Source organism: Zhengella sedimenti (genome assembly GCF_046506625.1).
Taxonomy (GTDB): domain Bacteria; phylum Pseudomonadota; class Alphaproteobacteria; order Rhizobiales; family Rhizobiaceae; genus Zhengella; species Zhengella sedimenti.
Genome location: NZ_JBKFFP010000001.1, coordinates 48,502 through 65,286, shown reverse-complemented (window position 1 = coordinate 65,286; position 16,785 = coordinate 48,502). Strand labels below are relative to the sequence as shown.

Sequence of the window (16,785 nt, the reverse complement as noted above, 5' to 3'; positions counted from 1 at the left end):
TGGGACCCCGCTCACACGCGCATGGGCATGAGAACGTAGAGGGCGTCCGGATCGTCGGGATCGGAGATCAGCGTCGGCGAACCGGCATCGGCCAGCATGAAGCGGGCTTGCGCACCGCCGATCTGCGACGTGACATCCAGCAGGTACTTGGCGTTGAAGCCGATTTCCAGCGCATCCGCCTCGTAGCCCGCGGCGATTTCCTCGGTCGCGGAACCGGAATCGGGATTGTTGACCGTCAGCACCACCTGTCCGTTGCCGATGGAGAGCTTCACCGCCCGTCCGCGTTCCGACGAGATGGTCGAGACGCGGTCGACCGCCTGGCCGAAGCTCTGCCGGTCGATGAGCAAGGTCTTGTCGTTGCCCGTGGGAATGACGCGCTGATAGTCGGGGAAAGTGCCGTCGATCAGCTTGGAGGTGAGGATCACCGAGCCGAGCGTGAAGCGGATCTTCGTGTCGGAAAGCTCCACCGTCGCCTTCATGTCCGGCGCGTCGACCAGTTTCTGCAACTCGCTGACGGTCTTGCGCGGGATGATGATGCCGGGCATGCCTTCCGAGCCGGCCGGCGCTTCCATCTCGGCTCGGGCGAGACGGTGCCCGTCGGTCGCCACCGCCCTGAGCTTCAGCTTGCCGCCGTCTTCCAGCGTGTGGAAGAAGATGCCGTTGAGGTAATAGCGTGTCTCCTCGGTGGAAATCGCGAACTGCGTCTTCTCGATCAGTCCCTTGAGGTCTTCGCAATCCATGCGGAAGACGTGGCTGAAGGAACCGGCCGTCAGTTCCGGGAAATCGGCCTGCGGCAGGCATTGCAGGCGGAAACTGGAGCGCCCGGAAATGACGCTCATTGATCCGCCGTCCTCCTCCACCTTGAGCATGACTTCGGCCCCGTCGGGCAGCTTGCGCACGATGTCGTAGAGCAGGTGGGCGGGCACGGTGGTCGCACCGGCCTGCTCGACCTGCGCCGCCGTGGCTTCGGTGATCTCGAGGTCCAGGTCGGTCGCCTTCATTTCCAGGCTCTGCCCCTCGGCCTTGAGAAGCACGTTGGACAGGATCGGGATCGTGTTGCGGCGCTCCACCACGCGATGCACGTGGTTCAGCGACTTCAGAAGGTTTGACCGTTCAAGCGTGACGCGCATGGGAGAGACCCGGGAAGATTGACCGAAACAGGGAACCGGTCCTGCCGGTTGGGCGGACCGTCCGGCCGGACGGCCGGAAGTAGCGTGCAAAACAACAGGAAAACCGCTCCGAAGGCAAGGGCGCATAGCGTTGCGGACACGCCTATCCACGCCATTTCGGATGCGCCCGGACGCTGGCGCGCCGCCTGCGGCCGGTCAGTGGGCGGGACGGGAGGCGCGGCTGCTTGCCGCGTCTCCCGCCTGGCTCGACCGGTGGCATCTTTGCGCCGCCGGTCCGGTCCGCCGCGAAAATGGCGCAACCGCGGGCAGGGCCGGAATGCCCGGCCCGTCCCGATAGGTCAGGCCTGTTCGTTGATCAGGCGCTTGAGCAGTTCGATTTCCTGGGCGAGCGTCTGGTCGCCGGTGGTCAGGTCCTCGATCTTGCGCACGGCATGCAGGACGGTCGTATGGTCGCGGCCGCCGAAGCGCCGGCCGATCTCGGGCAGCGAACGCGGCGTCATCACCTTGGACAGGTACATCGCCACCTGCCGCGGCTTGACGATCGTCCGGGTGCGCCGGTTCGACAGCAGTTCCGACTTCGAAACGTTGTAGTGGCGCGCCACGATGCGCTGGATATCCTCGATGCGCACCCGCTTCGGCTCGCCGGAGCGGTAGATGTGCGCCAGCAGGTCTTCCACCCGGTCCACTGTCAGTTGCGGTTCGAACGACCGCCGGAAGAGGAGCTGGTTGAAGGCGCCTTCCAGCTCGCGGCCCGATCCGCTCACCGTGCGGGCGACATGGTCCAGGATGTCCTCGCCGATCTCCAGGCTCTGGTCCTCGGCCTTCGCCTCGGCCAGCTTGTTGCGCAGCATGTTGAGCCGCATGTCGTAGTCAGGCTGGCCCATTTCCAGCGCCACCCCGCCGAGCAGCCTGGAGCGCACCCGCGGCTCCAGCGATTCCAGTTCGCCGGCCGGGCGGTCCGCCGCCACCACCACCTGCTTGGCGCTGTCGAGCAGCATGTTGATCAGGTGGCAGAACTCGTTCTGGATCGTCTTGCCCTGCAGGAATTGCATGTCGTCGATGATCAGCAGGTCGATGTCGCGCAACTGGTCCTTCAGTGTCAGCGCGGAATTGTCGCGGATCGCGGTGGCAAAGCGCCACATGAAATACTCTGCCGTCAGATAGACCACGCGGGTCTGTGACTGCCGCTTGAGCGCGCCAGCCGCGATGGCCTGCAGAAGGTGCGTCTTGCCCAGGCCCACCGAGGCATGGATGTAGAGCGGGTTGAAGCGCACGGAGGGCGAGCCGGATTCGGCGACGGTCCGCGCCGCCGCCAGTGCCATCCGGTTGGTCGAGCCCTCGACGAAGGTATCGAACGTGTAACGCGGATCGAGCGGCGAGCCGAGAACGCTGTTGCGCCCGCCATCTTCGTGGCGCGGCCGCGCCGGAGCGCGCTGCACCGAAGCCGGAAACTGGGCGATTGTCGCCGTGGACTGCATTCCGGCCTTCACCGCCTGGCGAACGGCCGGCTCGGCCTGCGCCTCCTGATCCTGCTTGCGGCTGCGTGTCGCCGAGCGGACGATGAGGTCGACCCGCAGGATTTCGGCGCTTTCGGCCTGCCAGAGTTGCGTCAGGAGATCGTTGTAGTGTCCGGAAATCCATGACCGCAGGAATGCGGTCGGGACCGAAAGGCGGACGACGGACCGTGAAGCCTCGACCAGTTTCATCCGTCCGAACCAGCTTTGGTAAACCTCGTTGCCGAGTTTCGCCTTCAGTTGAGCCCGCACGCGGTCGAACGACGCTTCCGCGTTCATCCCTTTCTTTGTCATTTCATGGTTCCTCGTATCCGCGCAGACGCCATCGTTCCGCCCGGCCATTGCAGTCTGCATCGCGCCCTGCATCTGTCCTCGTTCCCTTGTCCCGCTCCGGAGCGCCGCCGCTACGCCCGCAACCCCGAAGAACCCTTCCTGATCCGGGAAGGCCCAAGAAAAGGCCGCCCCCTCTCGCAGGCAAGACTTCCCTGTCTTGCGAAACCGAGGGGTTTCGCAAACCGGTAGGCCTTGCCCATGTCCTGATACCCTCTTGCCTGCAGGTCGCCCCACCCGACCGGCAGAGCCGGCTACTGGCAAAAAGGCCGGATCGTTGTGACGGCATGACGCCGCACCCGATCCTGCTGCCGGTTGCGAACAACCGGTCGAGAGAGCAGACTCCACCGCTCCCGGATTGATCATCCGGGATGGAATTCTTGCCTTTTGACGGTGTTTCAGGCCCCCGGGCCCGTCCCTCTCGATGTCTGGAGATTACAAAAAACACTGTGGAAAGGGCAAGCCTTGCACTTACCAATTTTTAACGAATCTGGGTCGCAAGACCTCTTGACTCCGGTGCCCTGTTTCACCCCCGCCTGATAAATCGTTTGGATTCATATCTTTTCGCCAAACGAACGAACCGGGCAGGCGGCAAAGAAATTTTTTCAAAGATTTTGCTTGACTCCCCGCTTCGGGGACTTGTCCTGCCGCCATGGGGATGGTTTGTGGATAACCTTGGATAACTCTATGAAATAAATGACGAATTAGTGACCTGGAAAATATCGTCCTGAATTCGTTCCGGGCCTTGTGTCAGGCCGCGGTCTTTCTGTGCCGGCAAAAGGAAAACAAAGTTAACGACTTGCCGCACCCGCAACAGGAAAAGGCCCGCAGCGCAACACCGCGGACCTTTCCGGTAAGCTGTAGGAAGGAATTCCGGCTTGTCAGCCGAGGGCCTTCACCCGGGACACCAGGCGCGAGACCTTGCGGGAGGCCGTGTTCTTGTGCATCACCCCCTTCGAGGCCGCGCGCATCAGTTCCGGCTGCACCGCCTGCAGGGCCGCGCGGGCATCGTCCTTGTTGCCGGAAGCGATGGCTTCCTCGACCTTGCGGATGAAGGTGCGGACGCGCGAACGGCGCGTCTTGTTCACTGCGGTGCGCGCGGCGATCTTGCGCGTAGCCTTCTTGGCCGAAGGTGTATTGGCCATGGTGCCTCTCTCTTCTTCTCAGCTTGGGGCGTCCGGCCTTTCGGCCGTGGGGACGCGAAAACATGTCGGGCGGCCAGAAGGCCGCCGCGGTTGTCGGGGCTTATAGTGCAGCTTTTCGCCCCAGTCAACGCTTTCCCGCACGGCTTTGCAGACCCTTTCCGGCGTCTCAGCGATGCTTGAAATTGGGTTTGCGCTTTTCGGTGAACGCGGCCATTCCCTCCTTCTGGTCCTCGAACGCGAAGGTGGAGTGGAACAGCCGCCGCTCGAAGCGCAGGCCCTCGGCGAGCGTCGTCTCCAGGGCGCGGTCCACGGCCTCCTTGGCCATCATCACCGCGGGCAGGGAATAGGAGGCGATCTTCTCCGCCGCATCCATCGCCGTTTCCATGAGGTCGGCCAATGGAACGACCCGCGAGGCAAGCCCCGACCGTTCAGCCTCTGCGGCGTCCATCATCCGGCCTGTCAGGCACATGTCCATGGCCTTGGACTTGCCCACCAGGCGCGTCAGGCGCTGCGAACCGCCCATGCCGGGAATGACGGCGAGCGTGATTTCCGGCTGTCCGAAGCGCGCATTGTCGGCGGCAATGATGAAGTCGCACATCATGGCCAGTTCGCATCCCCCGCCGAGCGCGTAGCCGGCCACCGCGGCGATGATCGGCTTGCGCGTGCGCGTTGCCGCGTCCCATCCGGCGAAAAGGTTCTTCGAATAGGTGTCCTGGTAGGTCAGCGGCTGCATCTGCTTGATGTCGGCGCCCGCCGCGAAGGCCTTCTCGGAGCCGGTGATGATGATGCAGCCGATCTTGTCATCGCTGTCGAAACCGGCAAGCGCCTCGCAGACCTCTTCCATGACGGTCAGGTTGAGCGCGTTGAGCGCCTTCGGCCGGTTGAGCGTGATGATGCCGACGCGTCCGCGCGTGTCGGTCAGGATGGTTTCGTATGCCATGGTTCTCCCCTTGCTGGGCCCGGTTTGCGACCAACCTAGTCAGCGTTGGCAAGCCGGGCAATGAAATGTGGACCTTCCGGCCTGGACGAAGCGCTGCACGGCGTGGCGGCAGCCTGGCGCCGGGCATGGTTCACCTTCCCGGTCGTAGACCGCGAAGGCATGCTGGAAATAGCCGAGTGTCCCGTCGGCCTGGACGTGGTCGCGCAGCGACGAACCGCCCGCCGCGATGGCCTCGGCGATCACGGCGCGGATGGCCTGCGCCAGCCGTTCCGCCCGCACGCCCGGCCCGCCGTCCCGCCTGGCCAGCGTTCCGGCGCTGCGCAGCGGCGAAAGCCGGGCCCGCCAGAGCGCCTCGCAGACATAGATGTTGCCCAGCCCTGCGACCAGGCGCTGGTCCAGCAACGCCGCTTTCAGCGGCGCCCGCCTGTCGCGGAACAAACGTGCCAGCGCCGCGCCATCGAGCGCGTTGCCCGTCGGTTCCAGTCCCAGTCCGCTCAGCGCGGGATGTTCGGCGAGACCCTCCTCGCGCGCCAAGAGCATGAAGCCGAACCGGCGCGGATCGTTGTAGACCACCCGGACGGCCGCGCCGCTGGCGGTGGCAAGGTGAAGCACCACGTGATCGTGCGCGCTGTCCTTGGATCGCGCGTGATGGAAGTCGCCGGGCAGGACCGGCGTCTCGCCTGCCTCGATCCGGTAGGAGCCGGACATGCCGAGATGGCAGATGACGACCGTGCCGTCGTCGAGATGGACGAGCAGGTATTTCGCGCGCCGCCCGAGCGCCGTGATCTGCCGGCCTTCAAGCCTGTCGGCGAACCGCTCGGGAAAGGGAAAGCGCAGGTCCGGCCGGCGGATGTCCGCCCTTTCGATCCAGGCGCCCTCCATCACCGGCGCCAGGCCTCGGCGCACCGTTTCCACCTCGGGCAGCTCAGGCATCGGCGCGGATCAGGTCGAGGAAGGATGTGCCGTGGCGGCCCGGTGCGATGCCCAGATGCGCCGCGACCGTCTCGCCGATATCGGCGAATGTCGGGCGCAGGCCCGCCGAGACCGGCTTCAGGCCGGGACCTGTCCCGATCACGGGAACGCGCTCGCGCGTATGGTCGGTCCCGCGCCATGTCGGGTCGTTGCCATGGTCGGCCGTCAGCATCAGCATGTCGCCGGGCCTGAGCCGGGCAAGCGCCTCAGGCAGCCGCCGGTCGAAGGCTTCCAGCGCGCCGGCATAGCCGGGCACGTCACGGCGGTGTCCGAACTCGGAATCGAAATCGACGAAATTGGCGAAGACGAGATCGCCGTCGCCGGCCTCTTCCATGGCGCCGAGCGCCGCGTCGAACATCGCCATGTTGCCCGATGCCTTGCGCAGGTCGGAAATGCCGCGATGGGCGAAGATGTCGCCGATCTTGCCGATTGCGAAGACCTTGCGGCCGGCCTCCGTCAGCCGGTCGAGCAGGGTCGGCTCGTGCGGCGGCACCGCATAGTCGCGCCGCCTGGCCGAATTGCGCACGAACGCGCCGGGCGCTTCGCCGGTGAACGGGCGCGCAATGACGCGCCCCACCTTCCACGCGTCGGCGTGAACGCGCATGATCGCGCATAGCCGGTACAGCTTGTCCAGTCCGAAATGCGTCTCGTGCGCGGCGATCTGGATCACCGAATCGGCCGAGGTATAGATGATCGGCTTGCCGGTGGCGATGTGTTCCAGGCCGTAGTCGTCGATCACCGCCGTGCCGGAATAGTGCCGGTTGCACAGCCATCCCGGAAGGCCGGCCTCGCCGACGGCGGCCTGCAGCAGTTCTTCCGGCATGGAAGGGTCCGTGTCAGGGAAATAGCCCCAGTCGAAGGTTACGGGCAGGCCTGCCATCTCCCAATGGCCGGAAGGTGTGTCCTTGCCGCTCGAGATTTCCTGCGCTGCGGCGTGAAAGCCGTGGACCGGCCCCTCCAGCCCGGGCGGCACGCGCCCCGTCGCGATGGCCGCGGCCTGTCCCAGGCCGAGCGCGGTCATGTGGGGCAGGCGAAGCGGGCCTGAACGCAGGCCCGCGCGGTCTCCTGCGCCGCGCGCGCAGCTTTCCGCGATATGTCCGATGGTGTCGGCGCCGGTGTCCCCGAAACGCTCCGCGTCCGCCGCTCCGCCGATGCCGGCGGAATCAAGGACGAACAGGAAAGCACGCGCCATGTTTTCGTTCCGTTTTCATGCAGGTTTGCCGGACCCAGAGATAAGCGTGCTCCGGGCTGTTGGCAATTCGGAAACCATATCGGTGCACGATCGTTCCGCCAATGCCGCCTGTCCGCACCTTCCGGAGAACGCCGTGACCCGCATTGCTGCAACCTTTCTTGCCGGTTCGGTCCTCGTGGCGTCCTTGCCGGGCGCCGCCGCGGGGGCGGATTGGCGCGAGGAGAAGGGAACGTTCCGCATCGGGATCGCGGCGCAGGGCGGCCCCCCGGACACTGCCGGCGCATCCCTGATCCGGGCCGCCTATGCCGATGCCCTTGGCCTGCCGGTCGAGCTTGTGGTGGCACGCGACTATGCCGCGCTGATCGACGCGCAGGCTGCCGGACGGGTCGACTACGGGATCTATTCGGCCATGGCCTATGTGGCGGCACGCCGCTATTGCGCCTGCGTCGAGGCGATTGCCGCGCCGGTCTCCGCGACGGGCGCGACGGGATCGCGTGCCGTCGTGATCCGGCGCTTGCCCGTTTCCGGCGATGGCGGGTCCTATATCCTGGCCCATGTTGAGACGGGCCTTCCGGGCGCCCTGGAGGCGCTGGCGCCGGGCGGCGATCCCGAGGGCGCCAGCCCGGTCGGCTTCGCGACCGGCGAGGAAGCGCTGCAGGCCTTCATCGACGGCAGGACCGACGCGCTCGCCGGTCATGTGCTGACCGGGCCCGGCGGTGACATCGCCGGGACGGGCACGATGGCGCTGCTTGGCGCGCGCGGCCTTTCGCCGGCCGGCCTGACCATCGCCTTGCGCGGCCCTGTCCTGGCCTTCGGGCCGCACGCCGTGAGTACAACGCTCGACGCCGAAGCGAAAACGATCCTGCGCGGATTTCTTTCAGGGCTTGCACAAGCCAGGCCGGACCTCGTCGAGGCATTGTCGCCGCGCTTTCCAGGCGGCTTCCACCTTGTCGGGGACGCAGGCTACGAGGGCGCGGCAGCCATGCTGGACGGGATCCTGGAGAAGGAAAAGACAAGGCCCGCCGGGGAATGACCGGCGGGCCTTGCGGTTCGAGGATTGGTGGCGGACCGTGTCAGCAGTCGCCGCAGCCGATGGTCGCGCTCATGCGCGGCCGCAGGTGAAAGGTTTCGCCCATGTCGATGGAATCGAAGGCGGCGGTGAGGCCGAGCCCCTCCTTCTCGTCCGAGGTCCAGGCCATGACCGGCTTGTAGGACAGCCGCGTTTCGACCCGCACCAGGAAGGTGTCCTTGATGCGCAGCTTGGCTGGAACGAGTTGCGTGACATCGGTGTCCTTGGAAAGATGCTGCGACGTGGTCGTGCCGATCGCCTTGCGGGACCAGGTGACCCGGCCCACGGGCGGATCCTGGTCATCGAACTGGATGGCGGTGATGCGGATTTCCGGGTTCGAGCGGTTGTAGGGCTGGAGCGTGCCTTCCCCGATCCGCATCATGGCGTCGATGTCGGTCTTGGTGACGAACTGGTTCTGCGTCACAAGGTCGGCGACGATCGAAGCGGTCCGCCCGACCTTCTTGCTCGATTCGATGGCGAGGCCGAGTTCCAGCGTGACGAAATACATCACGATCAGGATCGGCGCGATCATGGCGAACTCGACGGCGGCGATGCCCTTGCGGTCGCCCTGGAAACGGCGGACGCGTGCCAGCACGCCTGATTTGGTCTTTCTTGCCCAGGACATCATGACTTTTTCCCTTGCTCCCCGGTATTTCCGCACGCGCATCAGCTGTAAGGCTCGTTCCGCCAGGTGACGGTCGAGAACAGAAGCGTCTTTCCGTCCTTGAGGTTGGACATGGACGAACGCATCAGGTCGGTCATCACCGGCCAGCGATAGAAAACTCGCAGCATGTTGATCGTCAGTGCGCCGCCCGGATCGACATCGAAATCGGACGTGTCGATGTCCTTGTCGGCTGTCAGCTTGATGCGCACCTTCGAGGCCGCGTCGAACGTGTTGAATTCGCGCAGGTCGACCTCCAGGCCGGGGCAACCGTCGGCCACGATGATCTCGAGCTTGTCGCAGATGAGCTGCTTCAGCGCGGCTTCGTTGATGGCGTTCGGCTTGATCTGTCCGGTGCGAAGCTGGCGGGCAACGCTGTCCCCGGCATTCGCCATGACCTGCTGGGCGGCGAAGGAAATGCTGCTTTCGAGAATCGCGAAGACGAGAAGGCAGAACGGAATGGCCAGCACGGAAAATTCGATCGCCGTGGCGCCCTTCCTGTTTCGCGCGAAGCGCCTGAACAAGCCGGTACGGCGGGTCTTGCCCTGTTCCGCGATCTCCCCCGCCCGGATCACGCCATTGGTCTCTTGTGCCATATCCATACCTTTTGACAACGCACTGGTATGGCAAGGACGTTACAGCGAATGGGTTGAAATCCGGTTTTGGGATTGCGGAAAAACGAAAAGGCCGGATTCACCCGGCCTTAACCTTCATTGCGAGTGGCGGATTGCCTGGCGGTTCAGTTGGCAGCCATGGCGGCTTCCGACGCCATGACCGCCTCGTTGCGGTATTCCGTCTCGCAATAGGGCGAGCAGGACAATGTCTGCACCTGGCTGCGCCTGTAGACCCGGACCGACTGGTTCTGCGAACGGCGGACATAGACCTGCTCGTCGACGATGGGTTTGCCCTCCGGGTCGAGGATGACGAGGTTGGTCACGCCGAATCCCTTGCCGGTGAGGACGATCGTCGTCGAATCCTTGACCGTCACGTCCGCGATCTTCGGTTCTCCCACCACCACGGTGTCGGCGGCGCGGGTGAGCTTGATGATCTTGGCCTGGTACATCGATATCTCGATACCCGCTTCAGCGGCCGATGCCGGCGCGCCCGCCTGGAATGCGAACCCGGCGGCAAGAACTGCGGCGAAGGCAAGGGTGCGGATCATGACGGGTGCTCCGGTCGGATCTGGAATGAACTCTCTGCATGAAAATGCCCGTGAATGGTAAACCGCCGGTTAAGCCATGCCGGCCCGCAGGCCGCTTGTCGCCCCGGCTATGCTGTCCGCGATTGCCAGGCCCGGCATGGACTGCCTGTTCGCGTAATAAAGGAATCCCGCGCACGCCCCGGACTGAATGGCCCGTCCGCTCCATCCCGAAGACGCCCTGGAAACGGGCTTCCGGCTCAGCCTTCATTAACCATGCCCCTGTTCATGTTTTGGAAACTGCGTTTCGTAACTGAACCGCAAGACGTTCTCCGTAGATTGCCCCCATCCGATGAGCGAACAAGAACTCACGGAACGGCTGTCAACCAAGGCATAAACAAAGGAGCTCTACCATGTCGAAGTTTGTTGCATTCATGAAGGACGAGTCTGGCGCCACGGCTATCGAATACGGCCTGATCGCCGCGCTGATTTCGGTTGTCATCATGGGCACCCTCACCACGCTCGGCACCAACCTGAACACGAAGTTCAACTCGGTCGCCACCAAGCTCGCCGGCAGCTGATCGCCGGGGCGGTCTCGACCGCAGGGTACGACAGGGGCCGCCTCGATCCGGGGTGGCCCCTTTTTCTTTCAGATGCGTGTCTTGATGTCCCGTGTGCGGGGACGAAGGACGGCAAGGCCGGCGAGCCACCCGGCCAGGGGCGAAACGATGGCCATAATCCCAAGGTTGCATCCTGCCTTTCCATGGTCTGAACGGCCATGGCCAATGCCTATCCTGCTGCGCGCGCGCTTCGGGACCGCATCGCTCATCCGCAGGCAAGAGGGGTAGATCGATGCGAAGGCTTTGCTTGTTTCTCAGGAGTTTGTCTGGCGCCACCGCCATCGAATACGGGCTCGTCGCAGCGCTCGTATCGGTCGCGATCATGGCCGGGTTGACCGACCTCGGCGACAAGGTCGCCGGCAAGTTCACCCGCCTTTGGTGCACGAATTGCTGGCCCGGCGGCTAGACGCCCCGGATCCCGGCTCTGCCGGATGCGGTCCGCACCGGTCTTTCCGCTGCATGACCGCCGCCTGTCCGGCCAATGCGATGCGGTCCGGGGCATGTGTGCGCCCCGGGGCGCGGAAATGATGTGAAAAGACGATGACTGCCCTGGAAACAGGGCGTTTGCAACACAGGGAAAACGCAAGATGAAAAAGTTCGAATCCTTCATCATGGATGAATCCGGTGCGACGGCCATCGAATACGGGCTGATCGCGGCGCTGATTTCGGTTGTCATCATGGGCACGCTCACCACGCTTGGCACCAACCTCAATGGCAAGTTCCAGCGGGTGTCGAACGGCGTCGCCGGTACGGGGGTCTGATCGGTCTGCCAGCCGGCAAGGATTGCCCCGGTGTCCTGCGGGCGGGCACCGGGCTGTCCGCCACGCTTCACCATTGTTTAAGCCCGGTCCGCTAGTGTCCGCACAAGATCAAGACGCGTCCGGCCCGGCAGCGGGCAGGGCCGGGAACAGGGCAGGATGAACCGATGCTTGAAGCTGCAATCCTTGTGATCTTTCCTTTTTGCATGGTGTTCGCGGCGATCTCGGATCTGCTGTCGATGACCATTGCGAACCGGGTCTCGCTGCTGCTGGTCGGCGCCTTCGCCGTCATCGCGCCGCTGACGGGCATGGACTGGGGCACCTACGCAACGCATTTCGCCGTGGCCGCGACCGTTCTCGCCATCACCTTCTTCCTGTTTTCCATTGGCCAGATGGGCGGCGGCGATGCAAAGCTGCTCACCGCAACCGGGCTCTGGTTCGGATTCAGCACGGTCACCGTCCACTACCTTCTTTTCACCGCCATCCTAGGCGGCTTCCTGACGCTCGCCATCCTGTCGCTGCGCGGATCGCCTGTCGCCGTCTTTGCCTGGCGTGTGGAGTTTCTGCGCCGCATCGCCGATCCGCAAAGCGGAATTCCCTATGGCATCGCGCTCGGCATTGCCGGTCTTCTCACCTTTCCCGAAAGCCCGCTCGGCCTTTGGGCGCTCGCCGCGATTGCCGGCGGCTGAGGCATCGGCGGCCTGACGGACGGCCCCGTGCCGCGCCGGCCCTTCCAACACCCCGCATGATGTCCCGCACGGCGTTTTCTCCAGGCTGCAAAACCTAACACCTCATTAATCAAGGTTTTAAAAGTCTCGTTAACCATAATTTGACGATTGCACCTGCACTGTGGCCGCAAGTTGAGGTCCACCGGGTAAGGGGTGCAGCGCAAATGAAAACCTCCCAGCTCATCGTTCTGGGTGTCGCCGTGGCCGCCGCTGGCGGTGCCGGGATGATCGCCAAGAATATGGCCTCGGCGCCGCCGGCCGAGACGGTCGTGATGGCGCCGGTTCCCTCCGAACCCGCCATCGAACTGGCGGAAATCCTCATCGTGACCGAGGACATGCCGGTCGGCGCGCCGATCGAGGGGCAGTTGCGCTGGCAGGAATGGCCGGTCGATGCGATGAACCCGGAATACATCACCCGCGCAGAGGAACCCGAGGCGGTCGAAAAGCTGGCTGGCGTGGTCGTGCGAACCTCGATGTCGGCGGGCGAGCCGCTGCGCAAGACCCGGCTCGTCGGCTTCGGCAAGAGCTTCATGTCGTCCATATTGCCGTCCGGCAAGCGCGCCATCGCGACGCAGATCTCCGCCGATACCTCGGCAGGCGGGTTCATCCTGCCCAATGACAAGGTGGACGTCATCATGACCCGGCGCTCCGCCTCGGGTACCGCGGGGGAAGCCTTCAAGACCGAGACCATCCTCAGCAACATCCGGGTCCTGGCCATCGACCAGACGATCCAGGAGGACGAGGAAGGCCGCAAGGTCAAGGTGGGCGAGACGGCCACCCTGGAGCTGACGCCGCAGCAGGCGGAGATCATCACGGTGGCCCAGCAGATGGCCGACCGCCTGACACTGGCGCTCCGTTCCGTCGAGGACGCCGATGAGGTGACCGGCCAGGGAGCAGACTATCTCGTTTCGTCCGACAGCGACCGGAGCGGCGTCGTGCGGATGATCAAGGGCGGCGAACTTTCCGAAGAGGCTACGAAGAAATGACACGCCAAACCCGTTTTCCCCGCATTGCCTTTTCGTCCGGCGCCGGCCTGGCGGCCTCCATTGCCCTCGCGCTGGCCGCGACGGCCCTGACGCCGGTTGCTGTGCAACAGTCTGCGCAGGCCGCAGGCACGCGCGTGACCGAATCGACGGCAACCCAGCGCGTCAAGCTCGGCTTGAACAAGTCGATCGTCATCGATCTGCCGACCGATGCCTACGACATCCTGGTGGCCAATCCGGCGGTCGCCGACGCGGTCACCCGCACGGCTCGCCGCATCTACCTTTTCGGCAAGCAGGTCGGCGAAACCAACATCTTCGTCTTCGGCCCCAACGGGGAGCAGATCGCCTCGCTCGACCTGCAGATCGAACGCGATGTCTCGGGTCTTGAGGACTACCTCAAGCGCTTCCTGCCCGATTCCACGATCAATGTGGAACTGATCAACGACAACGTCGTCCTGACCGGTGAAGTCGCCACGCCGCTCGATGCCCAGCGCGCCCAGCAACTCGCCACGATCTTCGTCTCCGGCGGTGAGGCGACCACGGGCCAGTATGCCACCACGGCGACCGGCGTGGGTCCCTCGGGAGGCGGCGCCGATGTGGACATCTCCAACCCCGACAGCGAGCGCCGTACATCCAGGATCGTCAACCTGCTCAAGATCGTCGGCGAGGACCAGGTCACGCTGAAGGTCACGGTCGCCGAGATCAGCCGCACCGTCATGAAACAGCTTGGTGTGCGGGCCCTGGCCGCCGGATCGACGGACGGGATCTCGTTTGCCTCGGTGGCCGACAGCTTCACAGGCCTGGGAAAGCCGCTCACCAATCTCTCCAGTTCGCTGACCGCCACAATCGGCAGCGTGACGCTCCAGTCCTATCTCAACGCGATGGAGCAGACCGGCGTGATGAAGACGCTGGCTGAACCGACCCTGACGGCGGTGTCCGGCGAGCAGGCTCAGTTCCGTGTCGGCGGTGAATTCAACATGGTCAACGACCGCGGCGATGACAACGGCCAGGTGACCTACACCGTCGCCAAGGTCGAATACGGGATCGGGCTGGAATTCCTGCCTGTCGTCCTGTCGCCGGGCCGCATCAGCCTGAAGATCCGCACCACCGTCTCCGAGCCCACGACCCAGGGTTCGGTGCCCATCGCGGAAACCAACATCATCTCGATCCGCAAGCGCCTCGCCGATACGACCGTCGAACTGCCCTCGGGCGGCACGATGATGATCGCAGGCCTGATCCAGGACGATGTCCGCCAGAACATCAACGGCATGCCCGGTCTCATGAAATTGCCGGTGCTGGGAACCCTGTTCCGCAGCCGCTCCTTCGAGCGCAACGAGACCGAACTCGTCGTCCTGGTCACGCCCTACCTGTCGCGGCCCGTCGCCCGCAATGCGCTGGCCAAGCCCGACGACAATTTCAATCCGCCGAGCGATGGCGCCGGCATGTTCCTCGGACGTGTCAACCGCGTCTACGGGACGATGAAGACCAACCGGCCTGCCGGACGATACCACGGCGTCGTCGGCTACATCTACAAGTGATCGGGGAATGAGTGTCATGTCGCAAGCAAGCATGAAGACCGCCGCGGCCAATCCGGGCAAGTCCCGGGCCCGGGCGCTGTTGCCCGTCATTGCGGCCGCCGCCGCCATGGCCGCCCTGGGCGGGTGCGCCGCGCTCAAGCGGGATCACGTCACCGTCGGTTCGGTGCCGCAGGATTACCGCACCAACCATCCCATCACCATCGCCGAGCGCGAGGCCGTCTATGACCTGCCGGTCACGCAGGACGCCAGGGCGCTTTCCGCATCCCAGGCCGATGCGCTGAAGGGCTTCATGTCCGGCTATGAGCGCGCCAGCGGATCGGAAGTCCGGGTGATCGTCCCGGTGGGCACGCCGAATGCGGCAGGCGCCGGCCGTGTTGCGGGCGATATCGTCAACCTGCTGACAAGGCACGGCGTTCCGGCAAACCGGATCACCACCTTCTCCTACGAAGGCGGCGCCGAGGCCCATTCCGCACCGGTGCGCATTTCCTACACGCGCCTGACGGCGTCGACCGGCAAATGCGGACGCTGGACCGACGATCTCACGAACACGGCGGAAAACCGCAACTACACCGACTTCGGCTGCTCCTACCAGAACAACCTGGCGGCGCAGGTTGCCAACCCCGCCGATCTGCTGGGACCGCGTCCGGTCGGCGAGATCGACGGCACCCGCCGTGCCGACGTCATCGGCAAGTACGAGACCGGTGAATCCGTGCTCGTTCCCAACATCAGCTACTGATTCATGAACGGGTGAAGACGATGGACAATCTGGCATACGAGCAGGAACCGGCGGAAGATTTTGCCGCGACAGCCCGCGATACCGCGGAACTGCAGGCCATGCGTCCGGTGCCGCGGATTTCGATCCATGCCTTCTGCGAAACCGAAGGTGTCGCCAAGCCGGTCGAGCGGGCCGCCGAGGACAGGCGCATGGCGCGCGCCCATGTCAAGGTGATGCGCGGCGGTGTCGCCGCGGCCGCCGAGTTCTACGCGTCCAATCCGACGCCCAATCTCATCATCGTCGAGAGCCGCGTGTCGCCGGCCGACATGATGGCGGAACTGGAAAGCCTGGCGGAGGTCTGCGATCCCTCGACGCGGGTCGTCGTCGTCGGTCACTACAACGATGTGAACCTCTACCGCGAACTGATCCGCAACGGCATCTCCGAATACATGGTCGCGCCGGTCACCCTGGCCGATGTCATGACGGTGATCTCGAGCCTCTTCGTCAATCCCGATGCCGAACCGCTCGGCCGGACGATCGCCTTCGTCGGCGCCAAGGGCGGCGTGGGATCGTCGACGATCGCCCACAATGTCGCCTGGTCGATCTCCAACCTGTTCCAGACCGAGACCGTGATCGCCGACATGGACCTGCCGTTCGGGACGGCCAACATCAATTTCGACCAGGACCCGGCCCAGGGCATCGCCGAGGCGGTCTTCTCGCCGGAACGCGTCGACGAGGTCTATCTCGACCGCCTGCTCGCCAAATGTTCCGAGCATCTCTCGCTGCTGGCCGCGCCCTCGACGCTTGACCGGGTCTACGACTTCCAGTCCGATGCCTTCCTGTCCGTGGTCGAGGTTGTCCAGCGCACCGCGCCCCTCATCGTTCTCGACGTCCCGCACACCTGGAACGCCTGGACGCGCGACACGCTCGCCCAGGCCGACGAGGTCGTGATGGTCGCGACGCCGGAACTGGCCAACCTGCGCAACACCAAGAACCTGGCCGACACGCTCAAGCGGCTGCGCCCGAACGACTCGCCGCCCAAGCTCATTCTCAACCAGGTTGCCGTGCCGAAGCGGCCCGAGATCGAACCGGCCGATTTCGCCGATCCGCTCGATCTCGAACCGATCGCCATCATTCCGTTCGATCCGCAACTTTTCGGTACCGCATCGAACAACGGCCGCATGCTCGGCGAGATGGACGCCAGCCATGCGATCGCACAGATGGTCAACGAGATCGCCCATGTCCTTACCGGCCGGATGGAAATCCGGAAGAAGGAGACCAAGGGACTGGCCGGGTTCCTCGGCAAGCTGGGCAAGAAGAAGTAACGCGGCCTTTCCAGGGGATTGGTGGAC

18 protein-coding genes are annotated in these 16,785 nt (G+C 64.6%); 9 read left to right on the top strand and 9 right to left on the bottom strand.

All coding sequences use genetic code 11. The features are described from left to right. Positions 1–11: 11 nt before the first annotated feature. The 6 genes from dnaN to ACLB6G_RS00315 form a co-directional block, all read right to left on the bottom strand. Complete coding sequence (gene dnaN / locus ACLB6G_RS00340; protein WP_410354118.1) at positions 12–1,130, bottom strand: DNA polymerase III subunit beta; 1,119 nt, start codon at positions 1,128–1,130, stop codon at positions 12–14. Between the two features lie 338 nt (positions 1,131–1,468). Beyond that, positions 1,469–2,938 carry a chromosomal replication initiator protein DnaA gene (gene dnaA, locus ACLB6G_RS00335; protein WP_410354117.1) on the bottom strand — a complete coding sequence of 490 codons (1,470 nt, stop codon included), beginning with the start codon at positions 2,936–2,938 and terminating at the stop codon, positions 1,469–1,471. Between the two features lie 917 nt (positions 2,939–3,855). Next, the gene (gene rpsT, locus ACLB6G_RS00330) at positions 3,856–4,119 is read right to left on the bottom strand and encodes a 30S ribosomal protein S20 (RefSeq protein WP_410354116.1); all 264 of its coding nucleotides are present in this window, start codon (positions 4,117–4,119) and stop codon (positions 3,856–3,858) included. Between the two features lie 166 nt (positions 4,120–4,285). Further along, positions 4,286–5,059: an enoyl-CoA hydratase gene (locus tag ACLB6G_RS00325; RefSeq protein WP_410354115.1), complete on the bottom strand. Its 774-nt coding sequence runs from the start codon at positions 5,057–5,059 to the stop codon at positions 4,286–4,288. A 39-nt stretch (positions 5,060–5,098) separates the two neighbouring features. Further along, positions 5,099–5,992, bottom strand: coding sequence for a bifunctional DNA-formamidopyrimidine glycosylase/DNA-(apurinic or apyrimidinic site) lyase (mutM, locus tag ACLB6G_RS00320; protein ID WP_410354114.1), 894 nt, complete (start codon positions 5,990–5,992; stop codon positions 5,099–5,101). Continuing rightward, positions 5,985–7,223: a phosphopentomutase gene (locus ACLB6G_RS00315; RefSeq protein WP_410354112.1), complete on the bottom strand. Its 1,239-nt coding sequence runs from the start codon at positions 7,221–7,223 to the stop codon at positions 5,985–5,987. The genes mutM and ACLB6G_RS00315 overlap by 8 nt, the downstream gene beginning before the upstream one ends. 133 nt (positions 7,224–7,356) lie before the next feature. Here ACLB6G_RS00315 and ACLB6G_RS00310 point away from each other — a divergent pair, with 133 nt between their 5' ends. After that, positions 7,357–8,256 (top strand): PhnD/SsuA/transferrin family substrate-binding protein, encoded by a 900-nt coding sequence (locus ACLB6G_RS00310; RefSeq protein ID WP_410354111.1) that lies wholly within the window; start codon positions 7,357–7,359, stop codon positions 8,254–8,256. 40 nt (positions 8,257–8,296) lie between these two features. On the opposite strand, the gene ACLB6G_RS00305 is transcribed toward ACLB6G_RS00310, so the two are convergent. From ACLB6G_RS00305 to ACLB6G_RS00295, 3 genes are all read right to left on the bottom strand, one after another. Beyond that, complete coding sequence (locus tag ACLB6G_RS00305; RefSeq protein WP_410354110.1) at positions 8,297–8,920, bottom strand: TadE/TadG family type IV pilus assembly protein; 624 nt, start codon at positions 8,918–8,920, stop codon at positions 8,297–8,299. A gap of 38 nt (positions 8,921–8,958) precedes the next feature. Further along, positions 8,959–9,549 (bottom strand): TadE/TadG family type IV pilus assembly protein, encoded by a 591-nt coding sequence (locus tag ACLB6G_RS00300; RefSeq protein ID WP_410354109.1) that lies wholly within the window; start codon positions 9,547–9,549, stop codon positions 8,959–8,961. Positions 9,550–9,692: 143 nt separating this feature from the next. Then, a complete protein-coding gene (locus ACLB6G_RS00295; RefSeq protein ID WP_410354108.1) occupies positions 9,693–10,115 on the bottom strand; it encodes a pilus assembly protein N-terminal domain-containing protein in 423 nt (140 codons plus the stop codon). A 389-nt stretch (positions 10,116–10,504) separates the two neighbouring features. Here ACLB6G_RS00295 and ACLB6G_RS00290 point away from each other — a divergent pair, with 389 nt between their 5' ends. The 8 genes from ACLB6G_RS00290 (at position 10,505) to ACLB6G_RS00255 (ending at position 16,758) form a co-directional block, all read left to right on the top strand. After that, complete coding sequence (locus ACLB6G_RS00290) at positions 10,505–10,672, top strand: Flp family type IVb pilin (protein WP_410354107.1); 168 nt, start codon at positions 10,505–10,507, stop codon at positions 10,670–10,672. 271 nt (positions 10,673–10,943) lie between these two features. After that, on the top strand, positions 10,944–11,117 hold the full coding sequence (locus ACLB6G_RS00285; RefSeq protein ID WP_410354106.1) for a Flp family type IVb pilin: 174 nt from the start codon (positions 10,944–10,946) through the stop codon (positions 11,115–11,117). Between the two features lie 181 nt (positions 11,118–11,298). After that, positions 11,299–11,472, top strand: coding sequence for a Flp family type IVb pilin (locus ACLB6G_RS00280; protein ID WP_410354105.1), 174 nt, complete (start codon positions 11,299–11,301; stop codon positions 11,470–11,472). 164 nt (positions 11,473–11,636) lie between these two features. After that, positions 11,637–12,158 carry an A24 family peptidase gene (locus ACLB6G_RS00275; protein WP_410354104.1) on the top strand — a complete coding sequence of 174 codons (522 nt, stop codon included), beginning with the start codon at positions 11,637–11,639 and terminating at the stop codon, positions 12,156–12,158. Between the two features lie 203 nt (positions 12,159–12,361). Next, positions 12,362–13,183 carry a Flp pilus assembly protein CpaB gene (gene cpaB / locus ACLB6G_RS00270; RefSeq protein WP_410354103.1) on the top strand — a complete coding sequence of 274 codons (822 nt, stop codon included), beginning with the start codon at positions 12,362–12,364 and terminating at the stop codon, positions 13,181–13,183. Beyond that, positions 13,180–14,718 (top strand): type II and III secretion system protein family protein, encoded by a 1,539-nt coding sequence (locus ACLB6G_RS00265; RefSeq protein ID WP_410354102.1) that lies wholly within the window; start codon positions 13,180–13,182, stop codon positions 14,716–14,718. The genes cpaB and ACLB6G_RS00265 overlap by 4 nt, the downstream gene beginning before the upstream one ends. Positions 14,719–14,734: 16 nt before the next feature. Next, positions 14,735–15,454 carry a CpaD family pilus assembly protein gene (locus ACLB6G_RS00260; RefSeq protein WP_410354101.1) on the top strand — a complete coding sequence of 240 codons (720 nt, stop codon included), beginning with the start codon at positions 14,735–14,737 and terminating at the stop codon, positions 15,452–15,454. A gap of 20 nt (positions 15,455–15,474) precedes the next feature. Beyond that, the gene (locus ACLB6G_RS00255; RefSeq protein ID WP_410354100.1) at positions 15,475–16,758 is read left to right on the top strand and encodes an AAA family ATPase; all 1,284 of its coding nucleotides are present in this window, start codon (positions 15,475–15,477) and stop codon (positions 16,756–16,758) included. Positions 16,759–16,785 lie beyond the last annotated feature (27 nt).

Bases quoted from the DNA above. Each gene is read 5' to 3' on its own strand.
- dnaN (WP_410354118.1), bottom strand. From the start codon at position 1,130: ATGCGCGTCACGCTTGAACGGTCAAACCTTCTGAAGTCGCTGAACCAC.
- dnaA (WP_410354117.1), bottom strand. From the start codon at position 2,938: ATGACAAAGAAAGGGATGAACGCGGAAGCGTCGTTCGACCGCGTGCGG.
- rpsT (WP_410354116.1), bottom strand. From the start codon at position 4,119: ATGGCCAATACACCTTCGGCCAAGAAGGCTACGCGCAAGATCGCCGCG.
- ACLB6G_RS00325 (WP_410354115.1), bottom strand. From the start codon at position 5,059: ATGGCATACGAAACCATCCTGACCGACACGCGCGGACGCGTCGGCATC.
- mutM (WP_410354114.1), bottom strand. From the start codon at position 5,992: ATGCCTGAGCTGCCCGAGGTGGAAACGGTGCGCCGAGGCCTGGCGCCG.
- ACLB6G_RS00315 (WP_410354112.1), bottom strand. From the start codon at position 7,223: ATGGCGCGTGCTTTCCTGTTCGTCCTTGATTCCGCCGGCATCGGCGGA.
- ACLB6G_RS00305 (WP_410354110.1), bottom strand. From the start codon at position 8,920: ATGATGTCCTGGGCAAGAAAGACCAAATCAGGCGTGCTGGCACGCGTC.
- ACLB6G_RS00300 (WP_410354109.1), bottom strand. From the start codon at position 9,549: ATGGCACAAGAGACCAATGGCGTGATCCGGGCGGGGGAGATCGCGGAA.
- ACLB6G_RS00295 (WP_410354108.1), bottom strand. From the start codon at position 10,115: ATGATCCGCACCCTTGCCTTCGCCGCAGTTCTTGCCGCCGGGTTCGCA.
- ACLB6G_RS00290 (WP_410354107.1), top strand. From the start codon at position 10,505: ATGTCGAAGTTTGTTGCATTCATGAAGGACGAGTCTGGCGCCACGGCT.
- ACLB6G_RS00285 (WP_410354106.1), top strand. From the start codon at position 10,944: ATGCGAAGGCTTTGCTTGTTTCTCAGGAGTTTGTCTGGCGCCACCGCC.
- ACLB6G_RS00280 (WP_410354105.1), top strand. From the start codon at position 11,299: ATGAAAAAGTTCGAATCCTTCATCATGGATGAATCCGGTGCGACGGCC.
- ACLB6G_RS00275 (WP_410354104.1), top strand. From the start codon at position 11,637: ATGCTTGAAGCTGCAATCCTTGTGATCTTTCCTTTTTGCATGGTGTTC.
- cpaB (WP_410354103.1), top strand. From the start codon at position 12,362: ATGAAAACCTCCCAGCTCATCGTTCTGGGTGTCGCCGTGGCCGCCGCT.
- ACLB6G_RS00265 (WP_410354102.1), top strand. From the start codon at position 13,180: ATGACACGCCAAACCCGTTTTCCCCGCATTGCCTTTTCGTCCGGCGCC.
- ACLB6G_RS00260 (WP_410354101.1), top strand. From the start codon at position 14,735: ATGTCGCAAGCAAGCATGAAGACCGCCGCGGCCAATCCGGGCAAGTCC.
- ACLB6G_RS00255 (WP_410354100.1), top strand. From the start codon at position 15,475: ATGGACAATCTGGCATACGAGCAGGAACCGGCGGAAGATTTTGCCGCG.